The following is a 15,769-nucleotide window of genomic DNA, read 5'->3' on the forward strand; positions in this document are numbered from 1 at the left end:
ACAACACGCTGGCTTTTAAAACTGTTAATACTTGCTTGGCCTATTCCCACCCGGTTTTTCTATCCCTGCAGTCATTCCCTGTTATACTTTTTCTTCTTACTGAAACCAGAAATCTTTGATTCCGTATCGTCTTTGGGATTTCGGGATTCTTTTTCTGCAAAGTTATCGCGTATCTGGCAAATAGCAAGTCGTGATTCGGTAACAATCTTCCTTTTCCATGAAACATGTAAAAGAGTATTCTTCCCATCAGACTTGCCTTATTGCCTTGTACGCAGTTTGAAAAGCAGAAAAAGCTTCCCGATCCCAAGTCCGAAAGGACTTAACGAAAGGGAGAAAAAATTTAGAGACTATGGCAAAAGATTTCAACAATCGCCTGATTACTCCAGAATTGGAGAAGGCAATGCAGGACTATCCGCTCTATTCCCAGGATAGCAAGAAGAAGGATGCAGTTTGCATCGCAGTGTTTTTCATCGGCAACGCTCGCTGGTACATTCTTGAAGGACAGCGAGAGAATGATGATTTTGTGCTCTTTGGCATCGTTGTAGGTCTGGCTGAGACTGAGTACAGCTACATTTCTGCCAATGACATGGCAAGTGTGGAGTTGGATGCAACCAAGTTCGGACTCGGCAAGGTCAGAGTGGAGCAGAGAAAGCCATTCCAACCATGTCAGCTTTCTGAAATCATCGACAGAGAGTTGCAGTCTTTCCTCAGCAGACTTTACGATTGAAAACATTTTTCATGGTGGGTAGTGGCTGATGGCTGCTACCTGCCAAGTAACAACACTTAAAGCAATGAACATGGTACAGGTTTACATCAAGGGACAGGAGGATAAGGAGTTGAGCAGCTTTTTACGCTATTATCCGGTACGTATCAAGAACATCGGTATGGATGCTTTCTTCGACCGCCAGGTTATCTATGATTTCAAGGATGGTCGAAACCATGCAGATGTGGCGAAGTGCGTGGCAAAGATGCTTGTCAAGAAGTTTGGTCGCAAGGTTCGCAGCGTTGTCTTCTCTTGCGTTCCTGCAAGTAGCCAGGAGCGTAACGAGGCACGCAACAAGAACTTCTCCGAACTTGTCTGCAAGTTTTCAGGAGCAATCAACGGCTTTTCCCATGTCAAGGTTGTTGGCGAACGTACCGCAGTTCATGGCACAAAGGTCAAGAAGGAAGAGCGAGCAAAGCGCTTGAAGGAAAAGAATAATATAGAGGTGGATGCGAACTTCTTCAAAAACAAGATAGTCTGCATTTGGGACGATGTGGTTACTACCGGCACTTCATTCTGTGCCTACACCGCACAATTGGAACGAGTAGGGGCGCACGTAACAAACGGCATTTTCCTCGGCAAGACATCTTATAAATACGTACAACAATGAAAAGAAAGAACATGACAAAGTTTGATAAGGCTGTTTCGGCAGCCTTTACAGGACATCGCTTTTACAACTTCTCGAAGCAGGAGGTCATAAGAGAGCGATTGCCCAAAGCCATTCTCGAAGCTTACGAGCATGGCATCAGTAATTTTATTTCGGGATTCGCCATCGGTATTGACTTGATGGCAGCCCAGATTGTGCAGTCGCTGAAACCTTTCTGCCCAGGAATGACGCTTACTGCAGCCATTCCTTTCAGAGGTCAGGCAGATAGGTTCAAGCCCGGCGATAGGATAGTTTATGATGAACTGATAGCTTCAGCAGATGAGGTGATCATCCTTTCAGAATACTATTACACCCGATGTTTTCTTGACCGAGACGAGTTCATGGTTGAGAATGCATCCCTCCTCATTGCCTTCTATGATGGGAGAGAGAAGGGTGGAACCTACTACACTTTCAAGAAAGCCAACTGTTTGGGCATTCCGGTGGTAAATATATATTGAATAACTCGCTAAATATCAAGCTTATGAATGAATTTGTTGACATCATCGTTATCTACATCGTTTTCCGTGCCATCCTCGCCTTCCTGGGCGCATGGTGGCATGGAGACGGACGCAACGATTTCAGACGAGACCGATAAAAGGATTGGTCTCAATAGTTTTGTGTACTATTACTCAATCTCCTTTATGAGTATTATTCCAGTTTCCATCCGCAATCGCCATGGTAAATCATCTGCCTGGTCATGCCACCGTCGACGCAGATGTTCTCGCCAGTGATGAAACCAGCCTTTTCGGAACAGAGGAAGAGTACCATGTTGGCAATGTCGAGAGGATTGCCGACACGTCCTGCCGGTTGCTGGTAGGCATCGGGACCCTCATACACTTGATAGTCCGTATCTATCCATCCTGGAGAGATGGAATTGACACGAGCCTTGCCTGCAAGACTGACGGCAAGGGCATGTGTGAGTGCTGCAATACCGCCCTTCGCAGCCGTGTAGCTTTCTGTCTGAGGCTGACTCATGCGGTCGCGAGAAGATGAAATGTTGACGATGGAAGCTCCTTCTGCAAGATGATCCTTCAGGAGTTTCACCATGTAGAAAGGCGCTGTTACACCCACTTTGAGCGCATACTCAAATTCTTCGTATGAGCATTCGTCAATGCCTTTCATCAGGGGTAGGGCGTTGTTCACGATGAAATCAACCTTGCCGTATTTTTCGATTACCAGTTTCGTGAACTCCTCAATAGCATATCTGTTCGAGAGGTCGCCAACAAAATGATCCAGTCCTTCTTGCTTGTCGATGACTTCTACCAGGGCCTCTTGCTTTCTGAACTCTTCGGCAATACATTTGCCAATGCCTTGTGCGCCACCGGTCACGATGACTACTTTATCTTTGTATTCCATATACTTTTTCTTTTGCGTCCATTGTTTAGATGATTTAATGTGTTATTATTATAGGTGGGTTCTATAAATTCCCACCGTCAAAAGAGTTAACAATTATGGGGTGACTTATAGAACCCACCTATATTGTTATGCTGTCTCCTTCGTGTCCGATGCACCAAAAGGAGACGTCCTTCTCTTTGCAGAAAGGCTCCATGCGCCACGCACTCTCAAACCCACTCATGACAAAGTGCATTGGAACGAACATCCCAACCTTGAAGCGATTTATAAATTGACGCCCTCCAAGCGTATAGCCATTGCCGATGCGTCCGTCCACAGGAAACATCACGAGGTCAAAGGAATCGGTTATCTTTCGAATGTCTTTCAGTTCACCAAGGAACCGCTTTTCCTCTGCCACAGGATTGATGTGTTGACCGAACTCTTCACTGAAGACCTCTCCTTCAGGCGTGCCGTCAACAAGGAAGCGTGCGTACCAGTTGCCCAAGTCACCAGCATGAAAGATAGTTTTATCTTCTGTTTCAACAATCCAGCTCACGCCACTGTCATTGCTGCCTGTGGCTGTCACTTTCAGGTTCTCATCTTCCCATACCGCTCCTTTGGCCATCCATACATCGGGATCCTCTTTCTGCGCTCTTCTTCGTTTGAGTATATCCTTTGACAGGATGTATGTGATATTGGGGATGCGATTCTTCCACTTGAGGATTTCTTTTGTGAAGTGGTCCTCGTGGAAGTGGCTTGAAAACACGTACACATGTTTACATGTATTCATGTACCCACTCATGACATCGGCAGGATCCATCCAGTAGTCAAAGACCAGGATGCACCGATCCGTTTCAAGCAGGAATCCACTATGGAAGATGTATCTGAGTGTCATCATATATTATTTGTTATTGATAAATTTTATGGCATCTGAAGGTCAGACGGCATGTTACGTAGAAATCCATCCGCCTGGATGCGCATCAAACATTGTTCTGCAATCTCTGCTACCTCTTTCTCCTCTTTTGAGTTTTGCAAGAAGATGGCAATAGACAAGTGAGAACCGTCGGGCAAAAGAATGATTCCAACATCGTTTCTATCTTGTCTTCCGTCAGAAGAAGGAAAGCCTGAACCTGTCTTGTGAATCAGTTTGCCACCTTTGGGCAAGATTGCTGCTATGCGTTGCTTACCAGTATTACAATCTGCCATTGTATTCCAGATAAAGGAGAGATTCTTGTTGTCATTCCTATGAAGATAGAACCACTCCAAGAGCCTTGCCATTTCTTTCGGAGTGGCTGAATTTTCTGTGGCTCTATGAGGATTTTTTTTCATTTCCTTCTCCGTCAGTTGCACATGGATGTCTTTGAATCCAAGCGTATGGATATATTTCTCTACTGCATCCGGCTGTCCGCATGATGCAAACAAAAGGTCGCACGCATTATTGTCGCTCTGTTTCAATGACCATTCTATTAACTCTGCAAATGTGAAATAGCGCATACCTTCAAATATTGAAAGCATAGGCGACCATGTCTCAGCGTCCAGACTATCCTTGTGTACAAGAACAGAGTCGCTCAGTGTCAGTCCTTTCTTGTGCAAGTAGTCTGCTACGTATAAAGCCTGTGGAAATTTCATGACGCTATGCATGGCAAAAGCACTATCCTCCTGATGACCGCAATATAAATCCCCATTTATAATGCTTGCCCCATATGAAGGACATGGTGATTGACCTTTCGCCTCTGTAGTTTGGATGTAAGCTAAGAAAAAGGTGAGAAGCAGAAAGTGTTGCCAAATGAATGAATTTATCTTGTCTTTCATTTTTCTAAACCTTCTTTATGAACTTAGCCGGTACACCACCAACAACAGTTCTTGGTTCTACATCTTTTGTTACAACAGCTCCAGCTGCTACAACTGCTCCTTCACCGATGGTGACACCAGGACAGATGGTTACATTTGCTCCAAGCCAAACCTTATCTTCTATACGAATAGGCTTGAATGTCATGTCGCCACGATGCTCTGGATCGGGATTGTGATTGATAGTACAGAGAGTTACATTGTGTCCTATAAGACAATCATTGCCGATGAAGATGCCTCCTTGATCCTGGAACTTACAACCGCTATTGATGAATACTCGCTCGCCGATATGGGTATTTTTGCCACAATCGGTGTTGAACGGAGGGAACATGCCGAACGACTCTGGCACTTCAATGTCCCAAAGTTCGGAGAACAGCTTCCTGAGTTCCTCAGGTGTATGGTACTTGTTGTTTATCTCCATAGTGATGCGAATAGCCTCTTGCGCCATCTGGTGCATGAAGAGGTGTGGTTCGCTACCGTTCTCGACAGGGTTCCCTGCTGCTATGTAATCTCTATATTCTTGTACTGTCATATCTATTCAAAAGCAATTACGGCGCATGTTCCGCACTCGCATTTCAGTTCGATGTAATATTTGTTATCATCCACATAAACAAGGGGAGTGAGTTCTTCGCCCTGACGTGCTGCTACTTTAGTTTCTTTTACTTACGCAATGCCAAGCAGCTCTATCTCGAAGATGAGTGTGGAGCCCCCAGGGATGCCTGGCTGTGAGAACTTGCCATAACCCATTTCGGCAGGGATATAGACCTCCCATTTATCGCCCACACACATTTGCTGCATGGCAATGATCCATCCTTCAATGAGGTCACAGAGACGGATGGCCAATGGAGCACCGCCACGGCTGCTGTCAAACTGTTTGCCGTCGATGGTACGACCTGCGTAATGTGCAGTAACTATGCTTCTGGGCGTGGGGTGCTTTCCGTCATCCTTGCCCTCTGCCAATACCTTATAATATATACCTTTAGGGAGCGGTTTCACTCCCTCTTCCTGCGCTTTGTTAGTAAGCCAATTTTTATTGACTTGTGCGTATTCTCTTTTATTCATGTTCATACTATATTATTTGTTGCAGATAGACCGCTAAGGCAACCTGCAAGATGATTATTATGGGTATGCCATACTTGAATTTCTTGTGCATCGTCTTGTGATGCCAAAGTCGCATACCTGCCCATGCTCCGATGCTTCCTCCAAGTACAGCCAGCAACAAAAGCGTGGTTTCTGGAATGCGCCACTTGGCTTTCTTGGCCTTGTATTTGTCAATGCCGTACACGATGAATGCAACAGCGTTGATGGCAAGGAGATAGTAGGCGAGGTAACTATGTAATGTGTTCATACTCTTCAACTGCGTTTTCTTATCTCTTTAAATTCCCAACTCCACATCCTTGCCGAATGGTGCGAGCGAAAGTCCGGCCATCTTGAAATGCTGTTTTCCCCAAGGAATGCCGATAATGGTTATACATAAGAGAAAGCCGAAGAACAGATGCATGAGGCAAGCCCACAAACCTCCGAAAATCAGCCAGAGTAAATTCAGCGGGATGCGAATGCAACCAGTTGGACTATTCGATTCTCTTACTGTAGAACCAAAAGGCCATAGGCAGAGCAAGCCAATCTTGAATGTCTGTATCGCAAAGGGAATGCCGATGATAGTACATGCAAGAGCCAGACTTCCGGTGAAATAACCGATGGCAGCTTCGAGACCTCCGAAGAGCCACCAAAGTAAGTTTCCTATTATGCGCATAAGATTATTCTTTTGTATTCTTGTTAATTTCTTGCCATTCCTGATGCTCCTCCAGATGATTGGTCTTTACCAGTACACTCTGGAAGCCGAAGTTTCTGCCAGCTTCGGCATTCTCGGCACGGTCATCGAAATAGAGGGTGGTGGCTGGATTCAATCCAGTCTGTTTCGTCATCTCTTCATAGATTTCGACGGATGGCTTCTCCTTCCGCATGGCGTATGAGAGGAATACTTCATCAAACAACTCGTCCGTGGAATATCCAAGCTGCTTCATCAGACAGACCGACTTCTGCCAAAGCGTGTCGTTGATGTTGCTGAGCAGATAGACCTTGTACTGTTTCCGAAGTTTGACTAATGCTTCCAGTCTTTCTACGGGCAGATTACCACACAGCTCTTCGAGCACTTTTTCAATATCCTCGGTTGTGGTTCCTTTACGGCAAAGACTCAGCATAACTTTCAATGTTTCTGATTCCGCTACAAGACCATTAATATATTGGTGCATCAGTCTCTTGATCTTGCGGACATGGATTAGTCGCTTGAACGCCGTTACGCCCAGGCTCTCCATGGCTTTCACAACAGAAGCATCATCAATGTTCACAATGACACCTCCATAATCAAAGACGAGTGTTTCTATCTGTTTTATGCTCATTTTCCTATTGTTAGAATTTATCTATCTCTGTGAAACGATTAAAAGTTCTGCCATCCCTCGTAACTTTCCCGAAGAACATGTTTTCTGGGCGAACCCAATAGGCCTGGTCTCCATATAGAGCCTGATAAACCACCATGCGCTCCTGAGTCTCGGAGTCGAAGGCAGAATGGATGAACTTGTATTTGCCGCCCTTGAAGTGCTGGAAATATCTTTCTTCCTTTGCCGAAAACTCCATCATCATTTTCTGGGCAAGGGGAGCGTACCAGGTCTTTACCTCCTGCTCAGTAGGCGTATGACCGCCAGGGAAATGGAAGGCTTGATTGTAATGCTCCAGGAAGAGAGGGGAGAAGTGAGCCAGAGTGTCCTGCTCGCCAAAAAGTCCCCACACACGATCCTTATAATAGGGGGTGCAATGGTCAAACTGCACGGCTTCCAGTTCCGCAAACTCCTCAATCAGCGCCTCGTCTATCACCAGCCGCTGATTGCCGTCCCTTCTCGGCGCCTTATATTCATGCTTTCCGATTCGCTCCTTCAGAAACTCCGTCATCATGAAATACGGATTGCCGAGCAGGGCAGGAATGCCCACCACCGGAGCCAGCATCTGGGCAAGGAATGAGCCGCAGCTGTTGCCCAGAAGCAAGTCGGGCTGCTCCCGGTCGATGATGGAGCGAATCTCCTTCAGTGCCTCATTAGGGTGCAAAGGCAGATCGGGAGTCTGCACCACCGCCGTCCCCTCAAATGCCTCTTTCAAGGCTCTCGCCATCGGACAGCTGCCCGTGGCGAAGAATCCGTGTAGGAATAATATCTTCTTCATGCTCTAATCTTCAATGTCTTGTTTACTTTGTGTCTCTTTTCTTGATAGGTCCGGAGTGATTGCCTCTGTTGAGTTTGATTCCGTGCTTGTTGAGAATGCGGAATACGGAGCTTCTGCTTCTGAATCCGCTGGCTCTCCAGATTTCATCTATCGGATGTCCGGCCACATAGAGGTTCACTACAGTCTTCTCTCTGTCGAGCTTCTGCATCTTGCTGGCAGAAACAGGAGGCAGGGACACGATCATCTTTTCCTGCAGCTTGATTACATGCTCTGCTGATTTCCTGAGAGCAAGGACTTCGTCGGGTAGGGAACCCATCATTACCAATACGTCAGATGGCTTGGTTTCCGGAAACAGGATGTTGCTGGAGTCAATCCGGTCGTGGATGCTAATGATGCGAATGACCTTGACCCGGCAGAATTCCAGGAATATTGCCAGTTCACGACTGCCACGCAAGGCGTTGGAAAATTTCGGAATCACCAGTTCATCGCCTCTTTGCAATGCTGCCATCAGTTGTTTCCACAGCGGTCTGTGGCGTTCGTTATCATCACTTTCCTCGATGATTCTTACACAACCGAACTCGTTCATCCATTTGCGGTCTTCTTCCAGTTTGTCATACTGGGATGTAGCCATGATGTAGCCTACTTTTGCCATATCAAAATGTTTTATTGACTGATAACTTGATAGTTATGTGCCTTTTTACGACAGGATAACACCTGCTCAGGCACGATTCTTCTGCAAAGATACAAATTATATTCAGAAATGGATTCATACTATTTGGTTTTGTTGGGGCAGCAGACTGGTTTTAACCTAATTTATAAATTAGGAGCACTCCTAAAAGAATCATACTGAAAAGAGTATGAAACATAAAATAACATAAAGTCTGATTGTAGTGTCGTTAATGTGGAATTTTATCTGTATCTTTGCACGCAAAAATTTCAATTACATGCCAATGGATAATAGGAATACAGTACAGTTGAACAGTTTTGTCGGTTGCCTCGGTAACTCCTCAGCAACAGGTCGCAAAAACCAAATGAAAGAAAGTAAAGCAAGTGAAAGAAAAACAACTCAGCAGAGTTTATTCTTTCACTTGCTTTTTTTATGTGCCTTACTCATGATTACCTCATGCAGTGGAAGTCGTCAATATGATTTCAAGTCTTCTGAAGATGCCTTGAAAAAGTACCAGGCTTTCTTTCAGACAATGAAAGGGCATTCAGACTCTGATGCAGAGCATCTTGCAGACTACATCAACCAGTGGCGCGAGTATGGAGACACCGTCTTGAACTACATCAGGAAGGATCCTTCGTTCAATGCGCACAGTGGGCTTTCCATGAAGTATGATTTGATTTCAGACTCCATCCGCACAGAACTTCTGGGGATGACTGGCAACTGTACTTTGAGTGATGTGGCTTATGTGAAGCTCCACACCTCTTTATATAAGGACAACAAGGAACTCGGCTCTTTGAAGGAAAATGCCACAAAGTTCTTCGCCACATTGGACAAATCGGCTGTCTATGACCTGGAAGTTCACAGAGCCTTGGCCAACTACTCCAAGTTCCTGCTGAGCACTAAGTCGCATGGCATCAAGTCAAGAAAGGAACTCGTGGCGTTCCTGCATGAGGAAGACCGCCATTTCCGCACGTTCCTCGCTCATATCGATGAATGCTCATCCATCGGAATGACGGAAATCACCAACCATACGGCAGACATCTGCTCTGCCATCTACAAGTCCGCTTCCAGGAACAAGTTGCCAGCTTCTGAGACCCTCGTTCTCATGTCGATGCGAACAGACCGCCGTCTGATTCTCAACGCTCAGATTTGTCGTGACGCTTTGATGCGAGGAAAAATCAGAGATGCTATCCAAGCCAATGCCTATCTCTGGATGATATTGCAGCCCTATCTCTCGATGGATGCGCTGGCCATCGCCATGCTCACCCCGGAGCAGGCTCAGCTGATGACGGACATCGCCAAGGATTATCCTGCCATCATCACGAGACTTGAAGGCAAGCACCTTGTCAACAAGGAAGTGTCCAACAAGATTCCAGCCCAGCTGATGCGTCTTTACATATCAACCCTCTAATCTTTCATTATCATGTTACAGGAAGCTATCTACAAATTCAAAGCATCCGGCCCCATGCTGTTGCCAGAGCTGATTGACAATTATTGGATTGGCGAGATAAAGGCATACGAAGATTATGCCATTCTTCCCTACGAAGTTCATATCCCACAGCCTATAGACAAGGTGATTGATATGTTCGAAATGAATGCCGACCTTGCCATTCTCTACCATCTGGAGCCATCAGTCCATACGGTGTTCGGACATGAATGCTGTGCCTACTGCTATCCGGTCACCGAAAGGATGTTCAAGATCAACTGCAAGACTTCCGCCGATGGACTCATCCACGAGTTGAATGTGACGATTTACAACTCCATCGAACTCATGTCGGCAGACCTTTTCGAAGACCTCCGGCTGCACGAACGCCGAGGCACGTTCAAGGCAAAGCGAGAACACGTACAGATCATGAATGATTTCAACTGCGGTCTCTAGATGAACAAGAAGACGTATTACCTGATTGCAGACATCATACAAAGATACAGAACATGGATAATAGTTAAAGATACGGAACAGCTGGTAGAGATGAGAATCCTGCACGATGGGGTATTGAAGCCCCTGTTTTACAAGGGACTCTCGCTCCAGAGTTACAGGGATCATTACTCTTTCAAAAAGAAGCGAACCTGGAAAATCAATGAATACGACTTGAACCAGGGTCTGGCAGCTCTTTGTAAAAAAGATCCAAGCGCCAAGGGTAGAGTAGAGAAGGGCACTCTCACCCGGCATGATGTCGAATACATTATAGATAAAGCATCCTTCGGAATCATCAAACTTGAATTAAGCGATTATGAGTACTAAACGAAAAGTATATACCTTCTATATAATATCCATCCTGATAATGGTGCTTGTTCTGATGCTCTTTGATTTAAACATCATGGCCAAGGCGATTGTCGGACTGATGATAGTCTTCTGCATCTTCGTGATGAGAAGCATACAGACGGCTTACCAACTGCCAGATGACATCGACCCTGATACGATGCTCCCGATAAAGCCTCATGGCAAATCGACTGCAGCCATGCCTACAGAGAAGTCAGACCACAATTCAAATGTGGATCTCTATCTCCGTCTTCTCATCGAAGCTGATGAAGAACTGGCGAAAGACCCTACCGTTGACCAGATGTCGCCCAGTTACAACTTCCAGTTAAACAACAAAATTGCCGAGCGACTCGAATCACTCGACAGAGATAATAACAAGTAAAATAAAGGAATATATGATACAGATATTAACCCTCATCCGGCTTGCTTTTCCCTACCTCCTGCTGACAGCGTTTTTCTGTCTTTACAGGAAGGAATATGGATTCATGAAGCGGTTTATGTGGAAGATGGCCATGTTTCAGAGTGCAAGAAATCTCTATACTTACCTGGTCGTGCTGATGCTTATCTTCATCAACTGGTGTTGCCATGTCACGGCTCCCAATCTCTCCGTAGTAGTGTCAACACTCCTGACCCTGGTGCTTCTGAATAGGAAAATCGTAGAAAGCACCTTCCATCTTTTGCATGAGAGAAAAAGACTGTGGTTCGCCACCTTGCTGCTCTCGATGGTTTGCTTCGCCTTACCTTATATGAACAGCATGTACCTATTCCTTTTTACTGTCAGCGTGGCAGCTGTGTTCTATCCATCTGGAAAAGTGCTCAGCATGAAGAGCCATCCTGAGGCCATCAACAACCCGAAGGATCTGCTTGCGCTGATTATCAGAAATTACTATTAGTTGCCACCTGCAACTGGCACAGAATCATATCCACTTGCTCAACATTCCAAATTCAAAAATGACTCAAATGACTCACAATTCAAATCATCACACACCCGAGGCTGATAAGTCTAAAGGTGTTGATCGCTCATTGCTGGAGTTTCTGAAGCCGAAAGCAGAGGAACGTTACAGCAAGCTGGAAGCCTACTGCGACCTGCTTTCGAAAGCATCCTCAGGAGCCTATCAGTCTCCGGGAACCGATGGAGCCCTCCAGCTGTTACCCGGTCAGTTTGTTGCCACCATTTCCGAACTTGCCCGTCAGTGGCAATGGCAGCGTGCCACGGTTCGCCAGTTTATCTCCGGACTCACCAAACTTGGTCAGCTTTCCGTAGAGCCATACTCCAAGAGTTTCATCTTCTCTGTCAACCTGGAGCAACGTCTGTCTCTTCTTATCGAGAATCCGGACGACATCCTCGATTTCTGCGCCATGCAGTTCATCCGCTTCATCAAGGGCAGATCCACCGTCAGGGAAGTGGCCGATTCCTACAGCCGTTATTACGACTTGAAGATGAACATGGCCAAGCAGGAAGGATATGGCGGCATTCCTGCCAGGCGTGTAGTCAATCAGCAAGCCCTGGTATTCGATTCACTGGCAGTTTCCATCCTCCGCTATCTCAATCAGGAGAAAGAACTGCCCGAGGAACTTTCCGATTCCGTGAGCCTGCTCTTCGGAAAAGACCATATCTGGGACTGGCACAAAGTGATAGATTCTCTTGGCATTCTGGCTAAAGCCATCAGTGGCAACACCAAGCCGAGTTTTATGGACGAAGTGGCAACCCGATATTCGAAAGCGGAGATAGTACTCCTGGATTGCATCTTCGAGCACTACATCTGCTGCTCCGCATCCAACTACAATGTGAATCCCCCTCGTCCTCTTACTGAGACCAGGGAGCCATCCGAAGAGGTAGCACCTGCGGAATCTTCCGACGATTAAAAACAAATAGTCATATTCCCCTTATTCCATGCGAGGCACGCTGATGGCGATCAGGACGCCCGTTTACACATCGCTGAATGATTTCAAGCAACGTGAGGCAGCGTGCTTGCACCTGCCACTTTTTTTCAGTCTTGGGAAGCCTAATACCCCGACCTACTGAAGTAGTCGGGAGGGCTGACCAGATAAACAGCAAGCTGGGTCAGATTTCCTTGTGTTGCCAAGACTGAAAAAGGCTCCTGGAGTAAGGACTATAGCAAAGAAAAACGATATGGGAACATCATCAAAACAGGTCATGGACATCAAGGTAACCAAAGGTCTTGCTTCGGTAGGCAACGAGGAGTTGAGAGACTGGACGGAGAAGGGATGGAACCAGGCCATGCGTGAAGGCAACTACGACCGTAGCCGTGAGCATCTCAACTTCGAGATCCGTCCTGGTGGCATCGTCGCCCCGATAGACAAGATCCGTCCTCTTACCATGCGCATGGCAGAAAATCTCGCCTCACGTGGCATCAAAGATCCCAACGAAGGACTGGCAGAGCCACGTTTCCGAACCGTGGTGAATTTCATCTTCGGCGGTTCAACGGAACGCATGCGAGAGCTTGCCTTTGGCAATCAGAAGGTAGATTTTGAAAGCAAGGGTGGTAACGAGCATATCCGGCGAATGCCCGAAATAGAAAAGTGGGCACAGGACATCTACCGCTTTGTGGCAGATAAATATGGAGAGGAAAACATCGTCTCCTTCATCGTCCACTGCGATGAAAAGAATCCGCACGTACATTGTGCGCTTCTGCCGATAGACAAGGATAAGAAGTTCGCCTTCAAGAAAATCTTCCATGGTCAGAACCGTATAGATTACAAGAACTATCTTCTTGCCCTGCACGACGAACTGGCCAAGGTCAATGAGAAATGGGGACTCACGAGAGGGGTGTCGATAGCAGAGACAGGAGCACGTCACCGTTCAACGGAAGAGTATCGACGATGGCTCGCCAACGAATGCGTGACGCTCGAAGCCCAGATGCTGAACACCCGGAAAGCCCTCGAAGATCTGAACGTGGAACTCTCCATCGCCCAGAAGAAGCAGAAATCATTCACCTCCATGATAGAGAATCTGAAGGCTGAAATCGACCGTCTGGAAGCAGAACTCAAACCGTTGAGAACCTTGCAAGCCAACAGCGACAACATCAGTGCCGACATCGCCCGTAAGATTCAGAGCCTTGAACAGCAGAAGGCTTTGGTGGAAGACAAACTGGCAGACAAGGAGAAGAAACTTTCAGAGACCAACCAGTTGCTTGACACCCTACGCAAGGACAAGGAAGAGATAGAGAAGCAGGCCAGTGAACTGGAAGACAAAGCCAACCAGTCTGAACTTTCCTGGGCGCACAACATGAGCTATCATCTCAACGGAGTGATGCTCGACACCATGGCACATGAGTTTGCCACTCGCTTCCCGAATCTTCCCGACAGCGTGAAACTCGACTTCGACGGCACACTTCTCTGCCAGTTGGCCGAAGACGGCAACCATGTTGTCAAGGTAGCCTTGAACCTCGTGTGCGGTTTCGTGGATGATGCCACGACCATCGCACAGACACATGGAGGTGGAGGCGGCAGCCCTGGCTCTGGATGGGGCAAGCGACCGGATGAAGACGATAGGGAGTGGGCAAGAAGATGCCTGGCAATGGCACGAAAGATGTGCGCTCCGTCCGTCGGAAGAAGAAAGAAGATGTAACACCATGCTCATTTGTTTACGCAAGTAATCAATCAACAAAGACAACAACATGAGAAAGAAAATATTATCAATAGCAATGATGTGCCTGGCTGCAATGACAGCTTCGGCACAAACTGCCGGACAGAGTTCTGACAGTCTTTATATCCAGAAATCATACAGTCAGGAGCAGATGCTCATGCCTGTTAATCCTACATATCTCAAGAATGTAAGCGAAGCAGCCAACTGGGGTAGAAATTGGTTTATAGAAGCAAAGGGCGGGGCTTCAGCTTTACCTCATTTTAAACCTCACATTACTCATTCTTAGCCTCACATTCAGTATTCTTAACCTCACTTTAAACCTCACTTTCTGTAATTTTCTATTTTTTAGATTATTAGCAATGCTATCATCAATTTTTTATGTACTGCGTTTTGGGATATTTGCCTGGGGGCTTGTTTTGTTTAGGTTGTTGAATATCAGAATATAATCACCGATTTTGCACATAATATTCATAAGATTATTACGTGCAAAAACAATGAATATATCTAAAAAGCGCATAACGACCAATTTAATTGTGCACACTGTGTATTCGCATTTTCAATAAAGTTTAGTCAGCTGTACTATCATGATTGAATGATACGGTAAATAAAATGAAATAAAGTAATAAGATCTCACGAAATTATAATTTTTCATAAAAAGAACATTATAAGATACTTTTGCTTGTTTAATCCAAAAACATTTCTTATCTTTGCACAAAAAGTACAATATAATACACTACTTGATATGAAAATTCAAGAAGTAATGAAATTGCAGCGTAAGGCCTTGGGGATTACACAGCAAGACCTCGCAGATATGTCTGAGATAGCCATTTCAACCATCAAGAAAATAGAGAGCGGTAAAGGCAACCCCTCTCTATCGACGGTTGAAAAAATCATGGATATCCTTGGCATGGAGGTTAAATATGAGATTCGTCAAACTGTTTAAATAAAGTAAGTCATGAGAAAAGCTATCGTTTATTGCCACGACATGGAGGCTGGACTCTTAGAGGAGTCAACTCCAGGCAGAGGTTATACCTTCACATACGACAAGCAGTATATGATGGATAGGACCCATGATCCTGTCTCACTTACCATGCCTTTCAGGGAAGAGCCTTATCAGTCTGATTATCTATTCCCTGTTTTTACCAATATGCTTCCAGAAGGAGCAAACAGAAAGATAGTCTGCAGAAGTTGGCGATTGGATGAGAAGGATTTCTTTGGACTTCTTCTGAAGATAGCAACCTATGATACGATAGGAGCAATAACCGTAAAAGAAGTAGAATCATGAAAGAATTCAGAGATTCAATCGTAAATCAGAATGAGAAATATTTGGGTTAGGAGAGGTGGCTATCCATGTAAAACGTGTTATTGAGTGACATCTTGAGGGACATTTGAAAAACCCGAAATCCTTAATGACCTTAATGAACGTGACC

General features: G+C 45.8%; 23 protein-coding genes. 13 read left to right on the top strand and 10 right to left on the bottom strand.

What is annotated here, in order from left to right:
- Positions 1-349 precede the first annotated feature (349 nt).
- From ACQRBJ_RS14710 to ACQRBJ_RS14720, 3 genes are all read left to right on the top strand, one after another.
- Positions 350-727, top strand: coding sequence for a DUF2958 domain-containing protein (locus tag ACQRBJ_RS14710; protein WP_445304060.1), 378 nt, complete (start codon positions 350-352; stop codon positions 725-727).
- A 64-nt stretch (positions 728-791) separates the two neighbouring features.
- Positions 792-1,373, top strand: a complete 582-nt coding sequence (locus ACQRBJ_RS14715) for a ribonucleotide-diphosphate reductase subunit alpha (RefSeq protein ID WP_445304061.1) — start codon at positions 792-794, stop codon at positions 1,371-1,373.
- 11 nt (positions 1,374-1,384) lie between these two features.
- Positions 1,385-1,867: an SLOG family protein gene (locus ACQRBJ_RS14720; RefSeq protein ID WP_445304062.1), complete on the top strand. Its 483-nt coding sequence runs from the start codon at positions 1,385-1,387 to the stop codon at positions 1,865-1,867.
- Between the two features lie 190 nt (positions 1,868-2,057).
- Here the strand turns inward: ACQRBJ_RS14720 and ACQRBJ_RS14725 are convergent, their stop codons facing one another.
- The 10 genes from ACQRBJ_RS14725 to ACQRBJ_RS14770 all read right to left on the bottom strand — a co-directional run bounded on the left by ACQRBJ_RS14725 (position 2,058) and on the right by ACQRBJ_RS14770 (position 8,454).
- Positions 2,058-2,765: an SDR family oxidoreductase gene (locus ACQRBJ_RS14725; RefSeq protein WP_118152751.1), complete on the bottom strand. Its 708-nt coding sequence runs from the start codon at positions 2,763-2,765 to the stop codon at positions 2,058-2,060.
- A gap of 118 nt (positions 2,766-2,883) precedes the next feature.
- Entirely contained in the window at positions 2,884-3,636 is a 753-nt protein-coding gene (locus ACQRBJ_RS14730; protein WP_445304076.1) for an MBL fold metallo-hydrolase, read from the bottom strand.
- A gap of 26 nt (positions 3,637-3,662) precedes the next feature.
- A complete protein-coding gene (locus ACQRBJ_RS14735) occupies positions 3,663-4,553 on the bottom strand; it encodes a serine hydrolase (RefSeq protein ID WP_445304063.1) in 891 nt (296 codons plus the stop codon).
- A gap of 4 nt (positions 4,554-4,557) precedes the next feature.
- A complete protein-coding gene (locus tag ACQRBJ_RS14740; RefSeq protein WP_445304064.1) occupies positions 4,558-5,121 on the bottom strand; it encodes a DapH/DapD/GlmU-related protein in 564 nt (187 codons plus the stop codon).
- Positions 5,122-5,252: 131 nt separating this feature from the next.
- Positions 5,253-5,651: an FKBP-type peptidyl-prolyl cis-trans isomerase gene (locus ACQRBJ_RS14745; protein WP_445304065.1), complete on the bottom strand. Its 399-nt coding sequence runs from the start codon at positions 5,649-5,651 to the stop codon at positions 5,253-5,255.
- 7 nt (positions 5,652-5,658) lie between these two features.
- Positions 5,659-5,937, bottom strand: coding sequence for a DUF1294 domain-containing protein (locus ACQRBJ_RS14750; RefSeq protein ID WP_445304066.1), 279 nt, complete (start codon positions 5,935-5,937; stop codon positions 5,659-5,661).
- Positions 5,938-5,964: 27 nt separating this feature from the next.
- On the bottom strand, positions 5,965-6,342 hold the full coding sequence (locus ACQRBJ_RS14755; protein WP_295346818.1) for a YccF domain-containing protein: 378 nt from the start codon (positions 6,340-6,342) through the stop codon (positions 5,965-5,967).
- A 4-nt stretch (positions 6,343-6,346) separates the two neighbouring features.
- The gene (locus ACQRBJ_RS14760) at positions 6,347-6,988 is read right to left on the bottom strand and encodes an HAD-IA family hydrolase (RefSeq protein WP_445304067.1); all 642 of its coding nucleotides are present in this window, start codon (positions 6,986-6,988) and stop codon (positions 6,347-6,349) included.
- 10 nt (positions 6,989-6,998) lie between these two features.
- Positions 6,999-7,802, bottom strand: coding sequence for a YqiA/YcfP family alpha/beta fold hydrolase (locus tag ACQRBJ_RS14765; protein ID WP_445304068.1), 804 nt, complete (start codon positions 7,800-7,802; stop codon positions 6,999-7,001).
- A gap of 22 nt (positions 7,803-7,824) precedes the next feature.
- The gene (locus ACQRBJ_RS14770) at positions 7,825-8,454 is read right to left on the bottom strand and encodes a recombinase family protein (RefSeq protein WP_118119228.1); all 630 of its coding nucleotides are present in this window, start codon (positions 8,452-8,454) and stop codon (positions 7,825-7,827) included.
- 547 nt (positions 8,455-9,001) lie between these two features.
- Between ACQRBJ_RS14770 and ACQRBJ_RS14775 the strand changes: the two genes are divergently transcribed.
- From ACQRBJ_RS14775 to ACQRBJ_RS14820, 10 genes are all read left to right on the top strand, one after another.
- Positions 9,002-9,880: a hypothetical protein gene (locus tag ACQRBJ_RS14775; protein WP_445304069.1), complete on the top strand. Its 879-nt coding sequence runs from the start codon at positions 9,002-9,004 to the stop codon at positions 9,878-9,880.
- 12 nt (positions 9,881-9,892) lie between these two features.
- Positions 9,893-10,348: a hypothetical protein gene (locus tag ACQRBJ_RS14780; protein ID WP_118313279.1), complete on the top strand. Its 456-nt coding sequence runs from the start codon at positions 9,893-9,895 to the stop codon at positions 10,346-10,348.
- Positions 10,349-10,711: a hypothetical protein gene (locus ACQRBJ_RS14785; RefSeq protein ID WP_217746443.1), complete on the top strand. Its 363-nt coding sequence runs from the start codon at positions 10,349-10,351 to the stop codon at positions 10,709-10,711.
- A complete protein-coding gene (locus tag ACQRBJ_RS14790; RefSeq protein WP_445304070.1) occupies positions 10,701-11,111 on the top strand; it encodes a hypothetical protein in 411 nt (136 codons plus the stop codon). The genes ACQRBJ_RS14785 and ACQRBJ_RS14790 overlap by 11 nt, the downstream gene beginning before the upstream one ends.
- A 13-nt stretch (positions 11,112-11,124) precedes the next feature.
- On the top strand, positions 11,125-11,622 hold the full coding sequence (locus ACQRBJ_RS14795) for a hypothetical protein (RefSeq protein ID WP_445304071.1): 498 nt from the start codon (positions 11,125-11,127) through the stop codon (positions 11,620-11,622).
- A 67-nt stretch (positions 11,623-11,689) separates the two neighbouring features.
- The gene (locus ACQRBJ_RS14800) at positions 11,690-12,595 is read left to right on the top strand and encodes a hypothetical protein (RefSeq protein ID WP_445304072.1); all 906 of its coding nucleotides are present in this window, start codon (positions 11,690-11,692) and stop codon (positions 12,593-12,595) included.
- Between the two features lie 268 nt (positions 12,596-12,863).
- Complete coding sequence (gene mobV / locus ACQRBJ_RS14805; protein ID WP_445304073.1) at positions 12,864-14,321, top strand: MobV family relaxase; 1,458 nt, start codon at positions 12,864-12,866, stop codon at positions 14,319-14,321.
- 49 nt (positions 14,322-14,370) lie between these two features.
- Positions 14,371-14,625: a hypothetical protein gene (locus tag ACQRBJ_RS14810; RefSeq protein ID WP_445304074.1), complete on the top strand. Its 255-nt coding sequence runs from the start codon at positions 14,371-14,373 to the stop codon at positions 14,623-14,625.
- Positions 14,626-15,081: 456 nt separating this feature from the next.
- Positions 15,082-15,282: a helix-turn-helix domain-containing protein gene (locus ACQRBJ_RS14815; RefSeq protein WP_040553377.1), complete on the top strand. Its 201-nt coding sequence runs from the start codon at positions 15,082-15,084 to the stop codon at positions 15,280-15,282.
- A gap of 12 nt (positions 15,283-15,294) precedes the next feature.
- Positions 15,295-15,624 (top strand): HipA N-terminal domain-containing protein, encoded by a 330-nt coding sequence (locus tag ACQRBJ_RS14820; RefSeq protein WP_445304075.1) that lies wholly within the window; start codon positions 15,295-15,297, stop codon positions 15,622-15,624.
- The last annotated feature ends 145 nt before the right edge of the window (positions 15,625-15,769 follow it).

Source organism: Prevotella sp. SGI.167, assembly GCF_050313615.1.
Lineage (GTDB): Bacteria > Bacteroidota > Bacteroidia > Bacteroidales > Bacteroidaceae > Prevotella.